This window comes from Paenibacillus sp. BIC5C1 (assembly GCF_032399705.1).
Lineage (GTDB): Bacteria > Bacillota > Bacilli > Paenibacillales > Paenibacillaceae > Paenibacillus > Paenibacillus taichungensis_A.
Genome location: NZ_CP135922.1, coordinates 5,838,061 through 5,859,106, shown reverse-complemented (window position 1 = coordinate 5,859,106; position 21,046 = coordinate 5,838,061). Strand labels below are relative to the sequence as shown.

The window sequence follows — 21,046 nt, the reverse complement described above, 5'->3', positions numbered from 1 at the left end:
TTTATCTTATTACGGCTACACCATTCAATTTGTTTAAGGAGTGCACTCATACATGGAACAATTCAGACTACCCAAAATCCCAATGCCACCTGTTGCATTGCCAAAAGCCGTTCAGGCTGTAATGGAAGAAGCAGAGCAGAAGCTGGCGCATCGACCGAAGCTGCTTCAACTATTCAAGAACTGTTTCCCGAATACGATTGAAACAACAACGAAATTAATGGATGACGGTACGACCTTTGTCATCACTGGCGATATACCAGCTTCCTGGTTGCGTGATTCCGTGGAGCAAGTGGTGCATTACATTCCATTTGCCAAGGAAGATCAAGACCTGCAACGTATTATCGGCGGTCTGATCAAGCGCCACATCCAGTACGTTCATATTGATCCATATGCCAACGCCTTCAACGAGACAGCCAATGACTGGCACTGGAACACCACCGACGTGACCGAGATGTCACCTTGGGTGTGGGAGCGCAAATTCGAGATTGATTCTTTGTGCTTTGTTGTGCGTCTCGCTTATTTATATTGGAAAGAAACCGAACTGACGGATATTTTCGATTCCAGCTTCAAAGCCGCCATGCGCAAAATCGTGGATTTGTTCCGGGTGGAGCAGCATCACATGGAGAAATCGCCATACAGCTTTACTCGCAATAACGGCATTGCTACGGATTCAATCCGTAATAACGGACGAGGCATGCCCGTCAATTACACAGGCATGATCTGGTCCGGTTTCCGTTCCAGTGATGATGCGTGCGATTTCCATTACAACATTCCAGGCAATATGTTTGCCGTCGTTGCCCTGCGTCAGATGCAGGAGTTCGCGGAGTGGGTATTCCGGGACATGGAGTTCCTGCAGGAGCTTAAGGATCTGGAGGCGGAAGTAGATCATGGTATTCAGCTGTACGGTATTTACCGTCATCCTGAATTCGGTCCGATCTATGCTTATGAGACGGATGGTTTCGGCAACTACTGCCTGATGGATGATGCAGGTACACCGGGACTGATGTCCATTCCTTATCTTGGTTACGTCACAGCGGATGATCCGATCTATCAGAATACGAGACGTTTTGCGCTCAGCAAAGAGAATCCGTTCTACTATGAAGGCAAAGTTGCCAAAGGAATCGGCAGCCCGCATACACCGCCGGATTACATCTGGCATATGGGCCTGTCCATGCAAGGACTGACGGCTCAGTCTGCTGAAGAGAAGCTCGAAATCATTGGGATGCTGGAAGCAACGGATGCGGATACAGGATATATGCATGAGGGTTTCCATGCCGATGATCCGACGATTTTTACGAGAAAATGGTTTGCTTGGTCCAACAGCCTGTTCTCCCAGTTGGTCTATAAATCCATGAAGGATGGTTTGCTATGAGCAGCGCACAGGTGAAGAGAACCAAGTTGATTATTTTCTCTGATCCAACGTTTCCGGTGGAAGGCACTTTGCCAACGCAAGGTGCTCTTGATTCATGGAAAACCTCGGAAGAGATCATTGTTGTGGGCGCGGATGAGTTGGCTTCGGCTTTGAGCGGGTCGGCAGGTGAAGGATGTTTTGTGAACCTGCATGCGCCTTATTTTCCTAAATCTGCTTGGACCGAAATTGCAGCTTTTCTTCATCAGGGCGGAAGTCTGATCAACATTGGTGGCGCACCATTCAAACGTCCTGTTCGTCAGGAGAATGGGGCATGGATTATCGAGTCGGAACAAACGGCGTATCACCAGGAACTTTATATTCATGAGGCGTTAAAGGTATCCGCAGCCAAAGTGGATTCACTTGCTTCATCAGAAGATATTCCCCTTCTTGCAGGCAAGGAGGGACTGTTCGAAAGTGCGGATACGTGGAATCTGGTACCTCATACAACCAAAACAAGCGATTTGCCACACCAGATGGGTTCCTCAGGTCCGATGAGCACGCAGATTTCTCCGCTGCTTCGCGGCCGCAGCAAGGATGGTCGCAGCATCGCTGCACCAATCGTATTATGGGAAAACTCCCGCAGTACGTTTGCCGGTTCGCGCTGGCTGTTCGTGCATCTGCCTTTGACGGCTACCTTCTGGGAACAGAACGGAGCAGCCGAAATGGTGAACTGGGCGCAGTATTGCGCCAAAGGTGTAACCGAGCTATCTCTGAAGCCGAACTATGCTTCGTATGAATTGGGTGAACGAGCTTCACTGATCCTCCAAACCCAAATTCTACAGCGTGCGGGCAGCAGACGAAGTGAGCCGGAACTTTGGACGTTTGATCTAACAGTTGAACGGGAAGATCGTACAAACGGCACGGTAGAGAAGGTATGGAGTCATCAACTGAAGCTGGAACTTTCCGGCGAACAGCGTTTTGAACGCATTCTTCTTCCGGTTTCAATCGAGAGCGGGCTGTACCGAATCGTGGGTCGTGTTCAGGCACCTGATGGAGAAGTTCGCATACTGCGGCAGGGCTTCTGGGGTCAGGACGCAGCCTTGTTGGCAGAAGGGGAAGTCATCACACGCAGCAGAGATTATTTTATCAAAGACGGTCGTCCATTGCCTGTTGTTGGTATGACTTACATGACCTCAGACGTAGCACGGAAATTCCTGTTCCTTCCCAATGCGGATGTGTGGGATCGGGATATGGCACAGATGGCGAAAGCCGGCATTAACTGGATTCGGACCGGAATCTGGACTGCCTATCGCAACATGATGCAGGTGGATGGTCACATGTCCGAGGATGTACTGCGTGCGATTGATGCGTTCCTGTTAACGGCAAAACGGCATGGTCTTCAAGTGACGTTCACCTTCTTCTCCTTTACACCCGAGACGTGGGAAGGAACAAATCCGTATTTGGACCCGCAGAGTGTAGATGCACAGAAACGATTCATTCGCAGCATTGTTAGTCGTCACAGACATTCCACACATGTGGACTGGGACTTGATTAATGAACCGTCGATGTTTGATCCTGTGCGCATATTCTCTGATGGGCCACGTTCGGCAAGAGATTCGTATGAGCAGCAGGCGTTTATCGAGTGGCTTCAGCAGCGGCATCAGACGATTGAAGCGTTGCAGGAGGCATGGAACATGTCACCTAAGCAGCTGCCGGACTTTACCGCAGCAGTCATTCCTGAACCGGAAGAAATCAATTTCGATGTACAGGATATGCATAAGGCTAAAAAGGGAACACGCTGGCTCGATTACTGTCTCTTCTCGATGGAGATGCATAATGTTTGGGCGAGAGAGCTTGTAGGCACGATCAAGGATCTTGTTCCCCACCATCTGGTTACCGTGGGGCAGGATGAAGCTCTGGGAGCACAGCGTCCTTCACCGTTCTTCTATGAGCGGGAAGTGGATTATACAACCGTGCATTCCTGGTGGCTCAACGATGACCTGATCTGGGACGGCATTTTCGCCAAAACACCACATAAACCCAATCTCATTCAGGAGACAGGCATCATGTATGTGGAAACCCCGGATGGACGGGCCAAACGTACAGAGGAAGAGCTTCATAGCATTCTGGAGCGCAAATACGCCTATGCCTTCTCAACAGGTGGAGCCGGAGCTGTGCAATGGATCTGGAATACCAACTTCTATATGGATAATGCCAATGAATCTCATATTGGAGCGCTGAGAGCGGATGGTACGGAAAAACCTGAAGCCGATGTGTCTTACGATTTTGGCCGATTCATGGAGCAGATTCGAGACTTGTTTACCGATCGCGAGCTGGAGGACATTGCAGTGGTCTTCCCGTATTCCAACGATTTCTCGAACCGTTCTTTGGCTTACGATGCAACCACAAAATTGACCCGTGTGATGGCATATGAGCTGAAGCAGCCATTCCGGGCGGTATCCGAGTATCATCTGGAGGCATTGAAGCAGCAGCCTCCGAAGCTGATCATGGTTCCGAGTCCGCACAACATGGACAGCGATGCGTTAAGCGAGCTGATGAACTTCGCGGAGAATGAGGGAGCTACGCTGCTTATCACTGGACCACTCGGGTTGGATGCTTATTGGAAGAGAAGTGATCGGGCAGATCATCTTGTCGGCCAGCGCAGTCTGGGCAACGTACAGCGAGAAGAAATGCTGAATATTAACGGAGTGAGTCACCGCGTCACTTATGGTCGTCGTCGGATTGCCGAGGTGGCGAAGGAAACGTTGCTTCATGCGGAGAATCATACACCTGATGAAGTAGTAGTACTGCCGTTAGGCAAAGGCAAGTTGATCTGGAGCCCGCTACCGCTGGAGCTGAACGGCCGGGATGAGCCGCTGGCTGACCTGTATCGATATGCGTCAGAAGTGGCTGGTATTGAAAATGAACTGGAATGGATATCCGGCGGAGATTTGGCAGGGATTTATGGCCGGAAGCTGAGCTTCCCGAAAGGGAATCTGTACGTATTTGTATCGGAGTTTGCTTTGAATCATGAGGTGAAAGTCAGAGATACACGTACGGGAGTCCTGTATACGTTCCTGTTGGAGAAAAATCGCTCGGTGCTGTTTGCCACAGATGTTGCCGGACAGCTGCAAGCCGTATATCGTCCGGATGAAGTAGAGATTGTACAACAAGAGGTAGAGGGGGAATAATACAATGACCAAACCAACAAGCAAATCGAAAAGAGCGCATATTATTTCTCACACGCACTGGGATCGGGAATGGTATTTGCCGTATGAGAAGCATCATATGCGATTGGTGCAACTGGTGGATGCCTTGCTGGATCAGCTCGATCAAGGGCCGGATTTTAAAAGCTTTTACCTGGACGGCCAGACGATCATCATCGATGACTATCTTCAGGTTAGACCTGAGCAGAAGGAACGATTGGAGAAGCATATTCGCGATGGCCGTATTGTCATAGGGCCTTGGTATATTTTGCAGGATGCTTTCCTGACCAGTGGTGAAGCGAACGTACGTAATATGCAGGTTGGACATCGGGATGCCAAACGTTATGGAACACCTTCAAAGATCGGATACTTCCCAGATACGTTCGGACTTGTGGGTCAGACACCGCAGCTTATGCTGCAATCGGGCATCGATAATGTCTTTTTTGGGCGAGGCGTGAAACCAACGGGCTTCAACAACATGGTGTCTGACGATGGATATGAATCCAGTTTCTCAGAGCTGATGTGGGAAGGGCCAGATGGATCTAAAGTGCTTGGTGTTTTATTTGCCAACTGGTACTCTAACGGGAATGAAGTTCCTGTGGATGAAGCTTCAGCTCGTAAGTTCTGGGAAACCAAGCTGGCTGACGCGGAGAAATATGCATCGACCAATGAATTGCTGTACATGAACGGATGTGATCACCAACCGATTCAGAAGGATCTGCCTGAAGCCATCCGTATGGCTGAACAATTGTATCCCGATATCGAGTTTGTTCACTCCAACTTCCCGGACTATCTGTCAGCGTTGAAAGCATCTGCGGTTCAGGAGCTGTCTGTTGTAAAAGGAGAGCTGCGCAGCCAGCGTACCGATGGCTGGGGCACTTTGGTGAACACGGCTTCGGCACGCGTTTATCTGAAACAGATGAACCAACTTGGCCAAGCCATGTTGGAAAAAGTGGCTGAGCCACTGGCTTCGTACGCGCATCTGCTAGGTCATCCATATCCGCATGATCAGTTTACCTATGCCTGGAAAACGTTGATGCAGAATCATCCGCATGACAGTATCTGTGGCTGTAGCGTTGACGAGGTACATCGCGAGATGGTCACCCGTTTTGATAAGAGCCGTCATGTCGCTGAGGCCCTGATTGAGGATAGCACCAGCCAAATCGCTGCAGCTGTGGATACTTCAACATTTGAACGATATGGTGAAGAAGCGCGGCCTGTGGTTGTGTTTAACACATCGGGATGGGAGCGCAGCGGTGTGGTTCAGATTGAACTGGATTCGGCCCGTCTGTACTTCCGTGAAGGCTTCTCATTGGAAGATATGGCAGCCAAAATGAACGCCATCGACCTGTCAGGTCGGATATTGGTGGATGAAGAAGGCAACTCGGTGCCGTGTACGGTAGAAGATCTGGGTCTGCAATTCGGCTATGATCTGCCGGATGATCGATTCCGTCAGCCATATAGCTGTCGTCGGGTGAGAATCACCTTTGAAGCAGAGAATGTGCCTGCACTTGGCCTGAAGACGTATGCCTTGGTTCGCATGGACAGCCATGCTGCGAGTGATTCAAATACACTGCTGCGTGGTGAACGTGGCATGGAAAATGAATATTTTAACGTAACTATTGCAGACAACGGGTCTTTTGCACTCACGGATAAACGGACAGGCCGGACGTATAAAGATCTTGGCGTGTATGAAAATGTCGGTGATATCGGCAATGAGTACATGTTCAAGCAACCGGAGAACGAAGTAGCATTGACTACGAAGGATCTTCGGGCCGAAATTCGTGTTATTGAAGATGCGCCTTACAGAGCTTCGTACGAAATTGTTCATCATTGGGAAATTCCTGAATCCGCTGACGAAACGCTTGATCGAGAGCAGCGGGAACTGATTTATTATCCGCATCGCAAAGCGCAACGTTCCAAACAAATGGTTACGCTCAATATCCGAACCATTGTGTCGTTAAGCCGCACTGGAAAAGGCATCAAGCTCGAAACAACCTTTAACAATCAGGCGAAGGATCATCGGGTACGGGCACTCTTCCCGACGGATCTGACAGCTGCTGTTCATCACGTTGACTCGATGTTCGAAATTGCTACTCGCGATAATACGCCTGCACCGGAATGGCAGAATCCGAGCAATACCCAGCATCAGCAAAGTTTTGTTGATGTGAGTGAGGATCAGGCTGGATTGGTTGTAGCCAATCTGGGGCTGAATGAATATGAGGTTCTTGAGGATGGACGGAATACGATTGCCGTGACATTGCTTCGTGCGGTGGGAGAGCTTGGAGACTGGGGATTGTTCCCTACACCGGAAGCTCAGTGTCTTGGTGAGCATTCCTTCCAACTGGAGATTATCCCTCATGACGGGAATGGAGCAACTTCCGGAGCGTACATTGAAGCTTATCAGTTCCAGATTCCATGGACTTTGGCTCAGACGAACGTGCACCCGGGATTCCTGACGCCGAGCAACTCACCGTTTGAGTGGCAAGGGGACGGTCTTGCTTTTTCTTCACTGAAGGTGAACGAGGATTCGGGTGATCTGATGTTGCGTTGGTATAATATGGGGTCGAATACAACTGGGTTGAAGTTTGCTGCTTCTGAGTCCATCCCGCAAGCATTGGAAGATGCATATCAGAGCAACATTCTGGAAGAAGAGACAGGCAAACTGAATGCTTCGATGATAAATGAATCTTCAACTGCCTTGACTAGCAAAGAATGGGCTCTTCAAGCGGGACCTTGTGAGATTGTTACGGTGGGGTTGCGTCGTTAATTTTCCAAGCGTGATCGGATCAATTTTTTGTGTACTGACTAACCGAAGTTCTGTGTACTGTCATGGAATGGATAATGCTTTTTCCAGCTGAAAATGTTGAGTTATTCCTCAAGTTTATATAGAATGAACAGTAGAATTACAAGCGATCGAAGGTTACCCTGCCATCATGATGGTCATCGTAAAATTCAATTGTTCATTCTATATTGAAACTATTAAGGGGGCTTGAAGCCATGGAATCCTTGGGAGGACTGCTTCAGCAGCTGAATCCTTCCTTTCGTGAACAGTCGCGGCGGATTGCGGCGGAATTGATGGAAGATCCGTACGTACGCGAATTCCGCGCAGGTCATCCTGAACTGAAAGATGCACAGCTTATTACCGATCTGAGCAAGCTGTATCAGTATGCCAAAGATTCGAAGAACTGTGCGAACTGTCCGGGGCTCGACAACTGTCCTAACGATTTCCAGGGTCACTTTTGCAAACTGGAAGTAGAGCATTTTAACGGTAAACCCGAAATTATAGATAAAAAAGCACCTTGTTCCAAACATATCGCCCGGCAAAATGAGCATGTTATCAAGCAAAGAATCCGCAGTTTCTATGTGGACGAGCGTGCGCTCAATGCAGGATATAACGATGTGGAAATCATGGGCAAGGATCGGATGCGTGCTCCGGCGGTGAACCAGGTTCTGCGTTATATTAACGACACCAAGGAGAATGGATTGTCTCCGCAAGGACTGTTTTTGGAAGGATCATTTGGAACGGGCAAGACGTTTCTGATGTGTTATCTGCTGCATGAACTCGCGGTTGTGGGCCACACGGGTGTTATTATCTACATGCCTGATTTTGTGGAGGATCTGAAATCCATGATCAGTGAAGGGAACAAGCTGAAGGAAACGACGGATATTTTGAAAAGCTGTGATCTGCTCATCTTTGATGATATTGGGGCAGAAAATCTGAACCCATGGGTTAGGGATCATGTGATGGGTTCCATTCTGAACTACCGTATGAATCGCAAACCTACATTTTACACGTCCAACTACAACTTGGATGGGCTGGAGAAACATCTTAGCTTCACCAGTAGGGACGGCGAGGAAATGAACAAAGGCCAGCGTTTGATGGACCGGATTCGTCCGTTTGTTGATGTCATCTCGGTTCGGGGTGAGAATCAGCGGGGCAAACGTTAATTTCTACTTATGTTACCGATCTGATCTATTTTTTACTCTTATAGTCCCAAAAAAAGCCTGGCTTTCGCATCGTCGCGAAAACCGGGCTTTTCTGGCCTACGTGCAGCCTGAAGTTCCTATTCGGTGATAAATTTGAAAATAACCATTCCGAAAAAGATAACCGTCATCAGGCCGGCCATGCCAGCAACACCCGCTATCAGATCAAACAGATCGTTACGGGGTTCCTCGTTCACATGTTCACGCGGGTCGTTGATCCGCACATTTGCATCCATGGTATTGCCTCCTTATGGGGATAACAGCTTGCCCTTACAGGGAGCTGCAGCCCGGAGTAATTTTAGTATACTTGGAAAAGAAAGCGTTTGTAAAGATTTTGCAGTGAACCTGCAAGTTCTTCAATTGTGAAGATTTGATGTTGGGAAGATGAACATTGATGTGTTCATTTCACAACATTAGAGTACCTGTGTTATACTGGAAGTGTCGTTCACGACGTTACAGGTTAAAATAAACCGTAAGTATATATAAGGAGGACAATCTCATGGCTATTGTTAACGTATCCGATCAATCCTTCAACGCTGAAGTCGAAGGCGAAGGAACGGTTCTTGTTGATTTCTGGGCGCCTTGGTGCGGTCCTTGTAAAATGCTCGCTCCAATCCTGGAAGAGCTGTCCACCGAAGTTGGCGATGCAGTGAAAATTGCTAAAGTCAATGTGGACGAAAACCCGGAATCCGCTTCCCGCTTCGGCGTAATGAGCATTCCAACATTGATCTTCTTCAAAGATGGTCAACCGGTTGATAAAGTGGTTGGTCTGAACTCGAAAGATGCTCTCAAAGGAATTATCGAAAAACACCAATAATTAACCAAGATTTCACATACGCCTCCGGTTATGCGCCGGGGGCGTTTTGCGTCGAATACTTTCATATAGGACAATATAAGATATACTATTTATTATAAGGTGAAACTGAAATTTACATGAACAACGGAGAGGGCAGAAATGACCTGTAGAAACGAAGTGGTCGCCAAAAAGCTTTCTGAAAGAAAGCTGCTTCGTAAGCATGCGCTATCCCCGGATTTATACGTTATAAGAAAAGAATCAAAGAAATCTGGGGGTAACAGCGATCGAAAGGTCATTCTGTCATCAGAGTGCCTCATGTAAGGTGAAGCTATCAGCTTTCTCAGTAATCGGGAAGGAGGACCCACCGAATTATGGATGAATTCATTACAAATGTGCAGGAACAGGAGAAGGCACTGGAGCAGATCCGCCACAAGCTGGCTTTGCTGCCCGACATGTCTGGCTGCTACCTGATGAAAAACAGTGAAGGTACCATTATCTATGTAGGTAAAGCCAAAGTGCTGAAGAATCGCGTAAGATCATATTTTATCGGCAGTCATAATGGGAAGACACAGCGCCTGGTGTCCGAAATCCGTGATTTCGAATATATCGTTACCGGCAGTAATATGGAAGCACTCATTCTGGAGTGTAACCTGATCAAGAAACATATGCCGCGGTATAACGTGTTGCTCAAGGATGATAAGACATTTCCTTACCTTAAAATTACGAATGAAAAGCATCCCCGACTCGAAGTGACCCGGCGGGTGCTCAAAGATAAAGCCAAATACTTCGGACCTTATCCGAATTCATATGCGGCACACCAAACGAAAAAGCTGCTTGACCGGATGTATCCGTTACGCAAATGCGGCGTGATGCCGAAGGAAGTATGCCTGTATTATCATATGGGACAGTGCCTCGCTCCCTGTGTGCAAGAAGTGGGCAAGGAGCAGTATGATGAGATTTCCCAGGAGATCAGTTCTTTTCTAAGTGGAGGCCATGAGGAGATCAAGAAGGATTTACAGCGCAAAATGCAGGAAGCGGCTGAGGATCTGTATTTTGAACGAGCCAAGGAACTTCGGGATCAGGTCATTGCCATTGATGCGATGATGGAAAAACAGAAAATTACGATGGCGGACGCCAGAGACCGCGATGTGTTTGGTTTTGCCATCGATAAAGGCTGGATGTGTGTCCAGATTCTATATATGCGTCAGGGGAAAATGATCGAACGCCACGTATCAACGTTCCCGTTTTACGGTGAGGCCTATAGTGACTTTATGTCTTACGTGACCCAGTACTATAGTGATAATCCAGCATTGCCACAGGAGATCTTACTGCCGGAAATGCCAAAAGATCTTGCAGCGGGTGACGACAGTGCTGATGCTGATGCAGTGGTACCTGCGGCGGTGACAGCCGAGTCAGAACAGACAACGCACTTGGCGCAAGATTCTGCGATGGATTTACGTGTTGCCGAGTCCCGTGAATCCTATGGCGATATCCAACCGGAAGCAGAGGCTGAGGAAGCTGCGATGGCTATTCAGGACGACGCTGTTGCTCAGGAAGATGTATCGGCTGATAAACAGCCTCCAGGCTTCGAAGATCCATCTCAGGTCGCAGCAGCATTGCAGGAATGGCTGGAAATTAAAGTCCACATTCCGCAGCGCGGATTGAAACGGCAGATGATCACGATGGCTGTAGATAACGCGCGTGTAGCGTTGGAGGAGAAATTCCGTCTGATCGAGCGAAACGAAGAGCGAACCTCGAAAGCCGCTGAAGGACTGGGGCGCTTTATTGGACTGGATCAGCTTCACCGTATTGAAGCGTTTGATAACTCGAACATCCAGGGTACAAACCCGGTATCTGCCATGATTGTATTTACTGATGGTAAACCCGATAAGAAAGAATACCGCAAATATAAAGTGCGTTCGGTTGAAGGACCGGATGATTATGAAACGATGCGAGAAGTTATCCGTCGACGTTACGAGCGGGTATTGAAAGAAAATCTGACCCAGCCTGACCTGATCGTGGTCGATGGCGGCAAAGGACAGATCTCGGCTGCGGTCGATATTTTGGAAAATGAGCTGGGGCTGTTTATTCCGGTATGTGGACTGGTGAAGGATGCGAAGCACAAGACCTCACAATTGATGATCGGCAATCCGCCGGAAGTCATCTCTCTGCCGCGTGACAGTCAGGAGTTCTACCTGTTGCAGCGGATTCAGGATGAGGTTCACCGTTTTGCAATTTCGTTCCACCGTGAGCAGCGTGGGAAATCAATGGTGACTTCCCGTCTGGATGCCATTCCGGGCATTGGAGAAAAGCGGCGTAAGCTGCTGTTGAAGCATTTTGGCTCTTTACGGAAAATAAAAGAGGCCAGCGTCGAAGACTTCCGGCCTCTATCTATTGGTGACAAGCTTGCGAATCAGATTATTGCAGCACTTCGTGATGAGGAGTCGTGACATACGGCTTCTCTTTTTGTTTTGGATTCATCTTATAGATGACATAACCAACGATCGCCGGAAGCACAATCCAGAAAAGTCCTGCGGAAATGTTCAGTGCATCACCCATGAAGATCAGGCTTAGCCCCATCAACAGGCTGTCAAAGATAACATGTGCGAATACAACGGCGATGAAGCCGTGACGCAGCATGATCAGACTGAACAGGAGTCCGATGACAGTAAGCTCTATTGGACGTGTGATGACGGGATAGATCGGGTACAAGGTGTGTCCCAGAGCCCAGATTAATGTTGGGATAAGGCAGGCAATGAACGTATTGCGTACAACCTTCTGCATCATTCGAATCCCGAACAGACGATACACTGTTTCCTCACCGATTCCCGCCATCCAGGCCATAATCGGGAAGATCCAGGCATAACTCATGTTGTATGTGGACTGGTCAGCCGATGTTGTTGACCAGCTTCCAATACTGCGCTCCAGAATAAAGAACAGTACCGATTGCACACCCAACAGAATCAACGCCCATAAGTAACCTGTATACATACTGTGCAGTACATATTTGCCGTATCCGGGTTCTTTGGCCCGAGGCCAAGGATTCAGGCCGATTTTGCGCCACATGCCGTCACCGGCAACAAGCGACAGATAGATGGTTGCACTCATGACTAGTGTTATCCCAGCCTGCATGACCATCAGAAAAGTCAGCATAAAGTTAGACAGCCCTTGCGCCTGAAAGAGCGGAATCATGTTCAGTGTGCCAATCACGGAAGCCGCAAAGTATACCAGAGACAGAACAATTCCGCGTTTGAACGACGTGTGAGCTCTCGTCAGAATACTGTAGATAATCGCGAGCACGCCAAGCACAAAGGTCAGGAAAGCATAACCGCCGTAAGTCATCCAGTTGGCTTGCCGGGTTTGATTTTCTACATAGTCGGTATGGGAGGCAGGGACTGAGAAAACCGATTCGAAGGAGCGGACGGCTCCATTTTCAAATGTAAAGTTCAGTTCCAGCTTGGAATCCCCAATTTGCTTTTCATTATCCGTGTATTGCAGCCCCGCTTCTTCTTCACGGGTGTCCAGCTGAAGTTTTGGCACATTATAACCGAATTCGCCAAGCACGCCAGCGGCAAGCTGTTCTTTTTCATTTAGAGAAAGGTTATCTTCAGCTAAACGTTGAGCAGCATTCACTTTGCTCTTGTCCTGTTCAGCCTCAATGGATGCATACAGGGAAGAAGGCAGTTCGCGCTTGAAGCCGACAACTTTTCCTGTTCTCATATGTACGTCAACATTCAAATAACCGCCTTTATCCTGATCGGGCAAACGAACGCGGTACACATCGTAAGGATAGGCTGTTTCCCATTTCTTGTTATAGGTTTCTAACTGTTTGGTTTTGGCCATATACCCATAGATATCGGAATGGGTTTGGTACGTCACCAGCTCGTTTCCGGTATCCGTCGGAAGGATATAATCAGGTAGAGAAGCTGCAAAAGATCGTGCCGATTCCGCCGCTTTCTCCTTGCTTATGAAGGAAGTAGACTGGATATCAGTCGTTTGCGATGAGGTGGCAGGAAAGATTTGAAAAACGAAAAACAGAATCAGGCCAATCGCCGCAAGCAACCCTAAACGCTTAAAGTTAGCTTTGAGTACCAAAGGCTGCCCTAAGGGATTCATTTAATATAGTTCCTCCTTTATTAATATGGATATTAAAGTAAAGATAGCACAGCCCAAGCCCCGAATGCCAATGACGAAACGAGAAGTCGTGCAAATGCATGAAAACGAATGAAAATGATCGAAACAATCTGATCTATCCGTCGCCATATCTGAGTTTTTCCCTTTTTGACGGAATTCGATGCTATTTACACAAAAATCGTTTTGTATACAAACGTCGCAGCGCTTATAATTTTGAATCAAATGTCCAATATTCCGCATGTCTTTAGGTTAACAAGGGAACGAATAGAAAGTATAAAATGTATTCCAACCTGATGTATATGTGTTACAGCGAAAATCATACATGTTTACGCTCCGAAATGAGGCTTTCCAAGAGCTTGGATCTTCCGTCAAGACATATGGAAAAGCACGTCGGAGAAAGGCTCCACGTTGGTGGGGTCATTTTCTTTTTGGCAGAGGTGGATGATACTCAAGTGAAAATGAATGTTCAATGGATGCGTCTATCGCCACCCCGAATTCTGGTCCTAGGGTTCGCGGGTATTATATTGCTTGGGACACTTCTGTTGATGCTCCCGGCATCCAGTCGAGGCGGGGTCAGCCTTCCTTTTATTGACGCACTCTTCACGGCAACTTCAGCAGTCTGCGTGACGGGGCTGGTTGTGGTGGATACGGGGACTCATTTTTCGACGTTGGGTCAGATTATCATTGCAATCCTGATTCAGATTGGCGGTCTTGGCTTTATGACGATGTCGACACTGGTGGCGATTGCATTCAAACGGCGGATCTCTCTGCGTGAGCGGTTGATTTTGCAGGAAGCGATGAACCAGAGTACGATGGAGGGCATTGTCCGCCTTATTCGCAAGGTTGTGATCTACTCGCTCATATTGGAAGGCATATGTGGCACGTTATTCGCCATTCGGTGGTCGTTTGATATGCCGATGGGGCAGGCCATCTATTATGGATATTGGCATGCGATCTCCATGTTCAACAATGCCGGGTTTGATATGTTCGGAGATTTCCGCAGCTTAACCGGGTATGTGTATGATCCGCTCGTGAATTTTACAGCCATGTTCCTGATCATTGCAGGCGGGATAGGCTTTGTCGTTCTGTCTGATCTGGTGGAGTACCGGAGGACGAGGAAGCTGTCGCTGCATTCCAAAGTGGTATTGCTGACGACAGGATTGTTAATCGTATTTGGCGCTCTAGTTATATTTGTATTTGAATTCAGTAATCCCCGGACCCTGGGGGGCTTGAACTGGGGTGGTAAAATTCTCGGTTCGTTCTTCCAGTCGGTTTCCCCGAGAACAGCAGGGGCGAATACAGTAGATATTGCTGGCCTGAGACAGGCAACGCAATTTTTCATCATTATATTAATGTTTATTGGTGCTTCCCCTGGTTCTACGGGAGGCGGTATTAAAACAACCACATTCATGATTATGGCCGGAGCTGTCATTGCCATGATGCGGGGGCGGGAAGATATCGTCTTTTTCAGATATCGGCTCCTACAGGAACGGATTTTCAAAGCACTGACGATTACACTGCTTGCACTGTTGCTCATTATTGCCGTTACGATGGTGCTTAGTACGACGGAAGACAGCAGCTTTTTGATGATATTATTTGAGACAACATCCGCCTTCGGCACTGTAGGTTTATCTATGGGGCTTACACTGAAGCTGACCACGATCGGCAAGCTTTTGATCTGTTTCACCATGTTTGCAGGACGTCTTGGACCAATTACGCTCGCGTATGCACTCGGACAGAAAAAGGGTAAAGAGTTGTACAGGTATCCGGAAGGCAAAATGATTATTGGATAAGGGGTTCGTGAAGAACAATGAAAACACAGCAGTTTGCGGTAATTGGGCTTGGACGCTTTGGCTCCAGTCTGGCACAGGAATTAATGGAGCTTGGCTATGAAGTGCTGGGGATCGATAAAAATGAAGAAGTCGTCGAAGACATGAGTGAATTGGTCACCCATGCCGTCGTCGCGGATTCCACGGATGAGGAAGTGCTGCGCTCCCTGGGCATCCGCAATTTTGACTGCTGTATCGTTGCCATCGGGGCTGATATCCAGACCAGCATTCTCACTGCCATTTTACTGAAGGAACTCGGTGTAAAAACAGTTGTGGCCAAAGCCATTTCAGTTCTTCATGGACGGGCACTGGACAAGCTGGGAATCGATCGTGTCGTTTATCCTGAGCGTGATATGGGAATCCGGGTTGCCCATCAGCTCGTCACCCCGAATCTGCTCGATTATATCGAATTGTCCGATGATTACAGTATTGTGGAGATGAAAGTTCCAGCCTGTCTGCATAATAAAACGCTGTCCACTCTGAATGCTCGAGTACGCTTTGGTTGCAGCATTGTAGCGTTACAAAAGGAAGCCGGGGTCATTATTGCCCCGACTGCACTGGACTCGCTTCAGATGGGTGATATCATGGTAATTATCGGCATGAATGATGACATTGACCGTTTTGAGGAAGAAGTGATCAGCCAAGAGAGCTAGAGCTGAGTCTATTAAATGAAAGCAGAGCATTGAGCTCGGCTGATTGATATGAATGCTAAGGCGTCGGCGTCCTCCGTGAGGGCAGCGGCGCCTTTGCTGTAAAGAGCGCAGCCGTTTCCCTGACCCACTGTCTGGAGGTTTGGCTGAGGTCTTCCTTTTCCCCATAGATCATGCAGGTTGTGCGACGGGTCTGCTGCAGTTGCGGCAGATATACCGAGACGAGATCATTGTCCGCAAGCAATTGAGGGCGGAGATACGATTTGGGCAACAGGGCTGCGGCTTTGCAGGTAGGCAGAAGACGGACAATCGCTTCAAAGGAGTCAATCTCCATGCGAATATCCGGCATCACGGCGCAGCGCTGGAACAGGTCGTCGGTTAATTTGCGATACCAGGTTCCTTTGGAGAACGTAATCATCGGCAGGTCTTGCAAATGCTCCATTCCGGCTTCTTTACCCGATAGCGGATGTGTTAAAGGCACAACCAGCTCCAGATGATCATCAAAGAGCGGAACACAGTTCAGCCCGGCTTCACTTATGGAAGAGGCAACGATGCCCACATCAGCTTTTTTATCCCGTACAAAAGAGACAATTTCATGCGTTTTCCCTGTCACCAGCTTGATTTCCGCGTTCGGATGTTTCTCCATAAAGGCATTTACCAGCGGTGGCAATGTTGTTTGAAGCGTTGTCAGACTGGCTCCAAGCGTAATGGAGCTTTGTTCTTCGTCTTTGTATTGGGCCAGCATGGTCAGAAATTTCTGTTGCTGCTGTTTCTGCTCTACCGCGAAAGTGTACGCGAACTGACCAACGCTGGTTAATTCAAGCCGTTTACCACGGCGATGAAAGAGCGCCACGCCGAGTTCATCCTCCAATTTGGAGATTTTACGAGATAGCGCGGGCTGTGAAAGATTCAGCAATTTCGATGCGCGGTTCAGACTGGACTGCTCTACAACCGCCGCAAAAGCGTTTAATTCCTCGAACATGAGCACTAACCTCTTTTCTACTGAACGTATGAACGTACTTTGCGTGAGGCATCTCCTTGTCAAATATTTCTCCATGTTGTATGGCCTGCACGACCGATGTTTATAACTTATACCTATAGGTTATAACATTTAATAATTATATTGCAATTCCCTTATAAGAAAAAAAGGAGTAACATGAATCGTGACACAAGTTGTTCACACCTGAAGAAAACGGAACAATTTGTCGAACCTTTCCTTGGGAAAGGTTTGTGTCATGATAAGCGAATTTTATTTATGAAAACGTTGTATTTAGCGAAAGGGGATCGACATTTTATGAAAGGGTTTTACTCCAGAAAGCTGCACTCCTTGCTTGGCGTCATTCCGCTCAGTCTGTTTTTCATTGAGCATATGGTGACGAACTTCTCGGCAGTTGAAGGCGGCAAAGAAGGCTTTAACGATGCAGTTGCATTTCTGAATGGCCTGCCGCTCGTGATTGTACTTGAAACGCTTCTCATCTGGTTGCCGCTGTTCTATCACGGTGTATATGGTTTGTACATTGCCTATCAGGCCAAGCCTAACGTGGGACGTTTTGGCAATGAGCGCAACTGGCGCTATACGTTGCAGCGCGTCAGCGGTGTCATTACGTTTGTGTTCGTCATCTGGCATATTTGGGAGACTCGTTTCCAGGTTGCGCTGGGGAATGTCACACACGAAGAGCTTGGCGGTGTCATACACGGCATCGTGATGAACCCGGTAACGTTTATTTTATATCTGATCAGTGTGGTTGCGGCATCCTATCACTTTGCCAACGGCCTGTGGTCGTTCCTGGTTAGCTGGGGAATTACCGTCGGTCCGCGTGCGCAGCGTGTATCTTCCTACATCTGCATGAGCTTGTTTGCTATTGTAGCTCTCATGTTTATTGCATCGCTGCTTGCTTTCCGGAGCATGGATTTCCAGGTAGCCACTTCTATGATTGACGCAGTTAAGACAGTTCTGATTTAAGCATTTGGACTTTAAATGCTGACTTATAAGGGAGTGAACAGCAATGGCATCATCTAATGTAATTATTGTGGGCGGAGGTCTCGCGGGATTGATGGCGGCGATCAAATCGGCTGAAGCCGGAGTCCATGTTCATTTATTTTCACTGGTTCCCGTCAAAAGATCCCACTCCGTATGTGCCCAAGGCGGTATCAACGGTGCGGTAAATACCAAGGGTGAGGGCGACTCCCCATGGGTACACTTTGACGATACCGTATATGGCGGTGACTTTTTGGCGAATCAGCCTCCAGTCAAAGCAATGTGTGAAGCAGCACCAGGCATCATTCACCTGATGGACCGGATGGGCGTAATGTTCAACCGGACACCGGAAGGTTTGCTCGATTTCCGTCGTTTCGGCGGAACGAAGCATCACCGTACGGCATTTGCCGGTGCAACGACAGGACAACAATTGCTCTACGCGCTGGATGAGCAAGTACGTCGCTGGGAAGCCGCGGGTCTTGTTACGAAGTATGAGAACTGGGAGTTCCTGCAGGCTGTTGTGGATGACGAAGGCATCTGCCGCGGGATTGTAGCACAGGATCTGAAAACGATGAAGGTACAAACGTTCCCGGCAGAAGCAGTTATTCTGGCGAGCGGTGGCCCTGGTATTATTTTCGGTAAAACAACCAACTCGGTTATCAATACAGGTACTGCCGCAAGTGCGGTGTATCAGCAAGGTGTAAATTACGCGAACGGTGAGTTCATTCAGATTCACCCGACTGCCATTCCAGGCGATGACAAACTGCGTCTGATGTCCGAATCGGCTCGTGGTGAAGGTGGACGGATCTGGACGTACAAAGACGGCAAGCCTTGGTACTTCCTCGAAGAAAAATATCCGTCATACGGTAACCTCGTTCCGCGTGATATCGCGACGCGTGAAATTTTCAGCGTCTGCGTGGATATGGGCCTCGGCGTGAACGGCGAGAACATGGTATATCTCGACTTGTCCCACAAAGATCCAAAGGAGCTGGACGTGAAGCTCGGCGGAATCATTGAGATCTACGAGAAATTCATGGGTGATGACCCACGTAAAATTCCGATGAAAATCTTCCCGGCAGTCCATTATTCCATGGGCGGCATGTGGGTAGATTATAACCAAATGACCAACATTCCAGGACTGTTCGCAGCTGGTGAATGCGAATACCAATATCACGGTGCGAACCGTCTGGGTGCGAATTCCTTGGTATCGGCAATCTACGGTGGTATGGTGGCTGGACCAAAAGCGGTTGAATATATCAAAGGACTCAAAAAATCGTCTGCTGATATCAGTTCTTCCGTATTCGATGGTTATACCAAGCGCCAAACCGATAAATACGAAGGCATCCTGAACATGCAGGGCAATGAAAATGCTTATGTCATTCACAAAGAGCTTGGCGAATGGATGACGGCAAACATGACGGTGGTACGTTACAACGATAAGTTGGAAGCGACTATCGGCAAAATCAAGGAATTGAAAGAGCGTTATGGCAAAATCAACATGTACGACACTTCTGGTTGGAACAACCCGGGTGCAGCATTTACCCGTCAGCTGTGGAACATGCTTGAACTGGCAGAAGCAATGACGCTGGGCGCACTGCTGCGTAACGAAAGCCGTGGAGCGCATTACAAACCGGACTTCACCGAACGGAATGACGAGGAATTCCTGAAAACAACGATCGCAAGCTGGTCGAAGGAAGGTCCAAAAATTTCGTACGAGCCTGTAGACGTTTCCCTGATCCCGCCACGGATCCGCGACTACTCGAAAGACTAAGTAAAGTGAATTTCGGTCTATTCATAAAGTTAAAGACTTAGCATCTTAACGGAAAAGCAGTAGACACATAGAGGCGAAGTGTTCGCGGAGCTCTCAAAGTTACTGCTAACCAGAATGAATTATTGCTACATTCAGTAAAGCGGATTATGTGCACGATGCAGCGGAGAAGACGGAAATGTCCTGAAGAAGCGAAGCGCCCGCCTTTGCTGTATAACATCAAGAGGATTTCTTTTATATTTACATGATCTAAAAGTTAACACCTGAACGAAGAAGGCAGAAGAATACTGAAGAAGCGAAGCGTTCGCCTTTATTCCCGGATTTCCACCCTATAAGGTGGATCAAAGAAATCTGGGGATAACAGCGATCGGAAGGATCTTCTGCCAGCGGAGTGACCATTTGTGAACATTGTGGTCTTGTAACGATAGCAATCAATCATCGTCACCAAAGGAGGGGACAACGATATGACGGACACAGCTACAGCAAAAAAAACCGTCAAGTTTATCATCACCCGTCAGGACAGCCCGGAGTCATCTTCGTACAACGAAGAGTTTGAGCTTCCGTACCGTCCCGGCATGAACGTTATTAGCGCCCTGATGGAGATCCAGCGGAACCCGGTCAATACAGAAGGCAAGTCCATTGCCCCGGTCTGCTGGGAATCGAACTGTCTCGAAGAAGTTTGTGGAGCATGCTCCATGGTCATCAACGGCAAGCCACGTCAAGCGTGTGCAGCCCTGATCGACAAGCTCGAACAGCCGGTTCGCATTGAACCGATGAAAACCTTCCCGGTGGTTCGTGACCTCGTCATCGACCGTGCCCGGATGTTTAACGCCCTGAAACGGGTTAAAGCGTGGATTCCGATTGATGGTACCTATGACCTCGGTCCGGGTCCGCGGATGCCTGAGAAGAAACGTCAGTGGGCTTACGAGCTGTCCAAATGTATGACATGTGGTGTATGCCTCGAGGCTTGCCCGAACGTGAATGAGAAAACAGACTTTATTGGTCCGGCTGCACTTTCTCAGGTACGTCTGTTCAATGCTCACCCAACAGGGGAGATGAACGCTGAAGACCGCCTGGAAGCACTTATGGAAGACGGAGGTATTGAGGGCTGTGGTAACTCGCAGAACTGCGTACGCTCTTGTCCAAAAGGTATTCCGTTGACGACTTCCATTGCCGAAATGAACAAACAAACAACAAAACACATGTTCAAACGCTGGTTGGGCGTGTAGTCTAGTCATAACACATGCAGAACTTCGGGTCTGCACCATTAAAAGAAGTCGGTATCATGGGCCATGCAGGCCTTAGATCCCGGCTTCTTTTTCTGTAAGTGCAGAGGAACCGGGCTAG

The 21,046-nt window shown here is 48.3% G+C and carries 14 protein-coding genes; 11 read left to right on the top strand and 3 right to left on the bottom strand.

Features of this window, described 5'->3' with window-relative positions; all coding sequences use genetic code 11:
• Positions 1-52: 52 nt before the first annotated feature.
• From RS891_RS26210 to dnaI, 4 genes are all read left to right on the top strand, one after another.
• Positions 53-1,372, top strand: a complete 1,320-nt coding sequence (locus RS891_RS26210; protein ID WP_113055984.1) for a glycoside hydrolase family 125 protein — start codon at positions 53-55, stop codon at positions 1,370-1,372.
• Positions 1,369-4,542 (top strand): beta-galactosidase, encoded by a 3,174-nt coding sequence (locus RS891_RS26205; protein WP_315793611.1) that lies wholly within the window; start codon positions 1,369-1,371, stop codon positions 4,540-4,542. Before RS891_RS26210 ends, RS891_RS26205 begins: the two co-directional genes overlap by 4 nt.
• A gap of 4 nt (positions 4,543-4,546) precedes the next feature.
• Positions 4,547-7,327: an alpha-mannosidase gene (locus RS891_RS26200; protein ID WP_315793610.1), complete on the top strand. Its 2,781-nt coding sequence runs from the start codon at positions 4,547-4,549 to the stop codon at positions 7,325-7,327.
• Between the two features lie 230 nt (positions 7,328-7,557).
• Complete coding sequence (dnaI, locus tag RS891_RS26195; RefSeq protein WP_053783224.1) at positions 7,558-8,508, top strand: primosomal protein DnaI; 951 nt, start codon at positions 7,558-7,560, stop codon at positions 8,506-8,508.
• Positions 8,509-8,624: 116 nt separating this feature from the next.
• Here the strand turns inward: dnaI and RS891_RS26190 are convergent, their stop codons facing one another.
• Entirely contained in the window at positions 8,625-8,780 is a 156-nt protein-coding gene (locus tag RS891_RS26190; protein ID WP_090810527.1) for a YqzM family protein, read from the bottom strand.
• 263 nt (positions 8,781-9,043) lie between these two features.
• Here RS891_RS26190 and trxA point away from each other — a divergent pair, with 263 nt between their 5' ends.
• On the top strand, positions 9,044-9,361 hold the full coding sequence (trxA, locus tag RS891_RS26185; protein WP_036605788.1) for a thioredoxin: 318 nt from the start codon (positions 9,044-9,046) through the stop codon (positions 9,359-9,361).
• Positions 9,362-9,711: 350 nt separating this feature from the next.
• A complete protein-coding gene (gene uvrC / locus RS891_RS26180) occupies positions 9,712-11,790 on the top strand; it encodes an excinuclease ABC subunit UvrC (RefSeq protein ID WP_315793609.1) in 2,079 nt (692 codons plus the stop codon).
• Here the strand turns inward: uvrC and RS891_RS26175 are convergent.
• The gene (locus RS891_RS26175; RefSeq protein ID WP_315793608.1) at positions 11,759-13,456 is read right to left on the bottom strand and encodes a CPBP family intramembrane glutamic endopeptidase; all 1,698 of its coding nucleotides are present in this window, start codon (positions 13,454-13,456) and stop codon (positions 11,759-11,761) included. The genes uvrC and RS891_RS26175 overlap by 32 nt on opposite strands.
• Positions 13,457-13,932: 476 nt before the next feature.
• Between RS891_RS26175 and RS891_RS26170 the strand changes: the two genes are divergently transcribed.
• Both RS891_RS26170 and RS891_RS26165 read left to right on the top strand, forming a co-directional pair.
• Positions 13,933-15,267, top strand: a complete 1,335-nt coding sequence (locus RS891_RS26170; protein WP_397386972.1) for a TrkH family potassium uptake protein — start codon at positions 13,933-13,935, stop codon at positions 15,265-15,267.
• Positions 15,268-15,284: 17 nt separating this feature from the next.
• Positions 15,285-15,956, top strand: coding sequence for a potassium channel family protein (locus RS891_RS26165; RefSeq protein WP_076290888.1), 672 nt, complete (start codon positions 15,285-15,287; stop codon positions 15,954-15,956).
• Between the two features lie 55 nt (positions 15,957-16,011).
• Here RS891_RS26165 and RS891_RS26160 read toward each other — a convergent pair whose 3' ends face one another.
• The gene (locus RS891_RS26160) at positions 16,012-16,935 is read right to left on the bottom strand and encodes a LysR family transcriptional regulator (protein ID WP_113055979.1); all 924 of its coding nucleotides are present in this window, start codon (positions 16,933-16,935) and stop codon (positions 16,012-16,014) included.
• Between the two features lie 312 nt (positions 16,936-17,247).
• Here RS891_RS26160 and RS891_RS26155 point away from each other — a divergent pair, with 312 nt between their 5' ends.
• The 3 genes from RS891_RS26155 to sdhB all read left to right on the top strand — a co-directional run bounded on the left by RS891_RS26155 (position 17,248) and on the right by sdhB (position 20,928).
• A complete protein-coding gene (locus RS891_RS26155) occupies positions 17,248-17,916 on the top strand; it encodes a succinate dehydrogenase cytochrome b558 subunit (RefSeq protein WP_076290972.1) in 669 nt (222 codons plus the stop codon).
• A 43-nt stretch (positions 17,917-17,959) separates the two neighbouring features.
• The gene (gene sdhA / locus RS891_RS26150; protein ID WP_175381142.1) at positions 17,960-19,702 is read left to right on the top strand and encodes a succinate dehydrogenase flavoprotein subunit; all 1,743 of its coding nucleotides are present in this window, start codon (positions 17,960-17,962) and stop codon (positions 19,700-19,702) included.
• 461 nt (positions 19,703-20,163) lie between these two features.
• Positions 20,164-20,928, top strand: coding sequence for a succinate dehydrogenase iron-sulfur subunit (sdhB, locus tag RS891_RS26145; protein WP_315793606.1), 765 nt, complete (start codon positions 20,164-20,166; stop codon positions 20,926-20,928).
• Positions 20,929-21,046 lie beyond the last annotated feature (118 nt).

Bases quoted from the DNA above. Each gene is read 5' to 3' on its own strand.
- uvrC (WP_315793609.1), top strand. From the start codon at position 9,712: ATGGATGAATTCATTACAAATGTGCAGGAACAGGAGAAGGCACTGGAG.
- RS891_RS26205 (WP_315793611.1), top strand. From the start codon at position 1,369: ATGAGCAGCGCACAGGTGAAGAGAACCAAGTTGATTATTTTCTCTGAT.
- RS891_RS26155 (WP_076290972.1), top strand. From the start codon at position 17,248: ATGAAAGGGTTTTACTCCAGAAAGCTGCACTCCTTGCTTGGCGTCATT.
- RS891_RS26170 (WP_397386972.1), top strand. From the start codon at position 13,933: ATGAATGTTCAATGGATGCGTCTATCGCCACCCCGAATTCTGGTCCTA.
- sdhB (WP_315793606.1), top strand. From the start codon at position 20,164: ATGACGGACACAGCTACAGCAAAAAAAACCGTCAAGTTTATCATCACC.
- RS891_RS26160 (WP_113055979.1), bottom strand. From the start codon at position 16,935: ATGTTCGAGGAATTAAACGCTTTTGCGGCGGTTGTAGAGCAGTCCAGT.
- RS891_RS26190 (WP_090810527.1), bottom strand. From the start codon at position 8,780: ATGGATGCAAATGTGCGGATCAACGACCCGCGTGAACATGTGAACGAG.
- RS891_RS26175 (WP_315793608.1), bottom strand. From the start codon at position 13,456: ATGAATCCCTTAGGGCAGCCTTTGGTACTCAAAGCTAACTTTAAGCGT.
- RS891_RS26165 (WP_076290888.1), top strand. From the start codon at position 15,285: ATGAAAACACAGCAGTTTGCGGTAATTGGGCTTGGACGCTTTGGCTCC.
- dnaI (WP_053783224.1), top strand. From the start codon at position 7,558: ATGGAATCCTTGGGAGGACTGCTTCAGCAGCTGAATCCTTCCTTTCGT.
- RS891_RS26200 (WP_315793610.1), top strand. From the start codon at position 4,547: ATGACCAAACCAACAAGCAAATCGAAAAGAGCGCATATTATTTCTCAC.
- sdhA (WP_175381142.1), top strand. From the start codon at position 17,960: ATGGCATCATCTAATGTAATTATTGTGGGCGGAGGTCTCGCGGGATTG.
- RS891_RS26210 (WP_113055984.1), top strand. From the start codon at position 53: ATGGAACAATTCAGACTACCCAAAATCCCAATGCCACCTGTTGCATTG.
- trxA (WP_036605788.1), top strand. From the start codon at position 9,044: ATGGCTATTGTTAACGTATCCGATCAATCCTTCAACGCTGAAGTCGAA.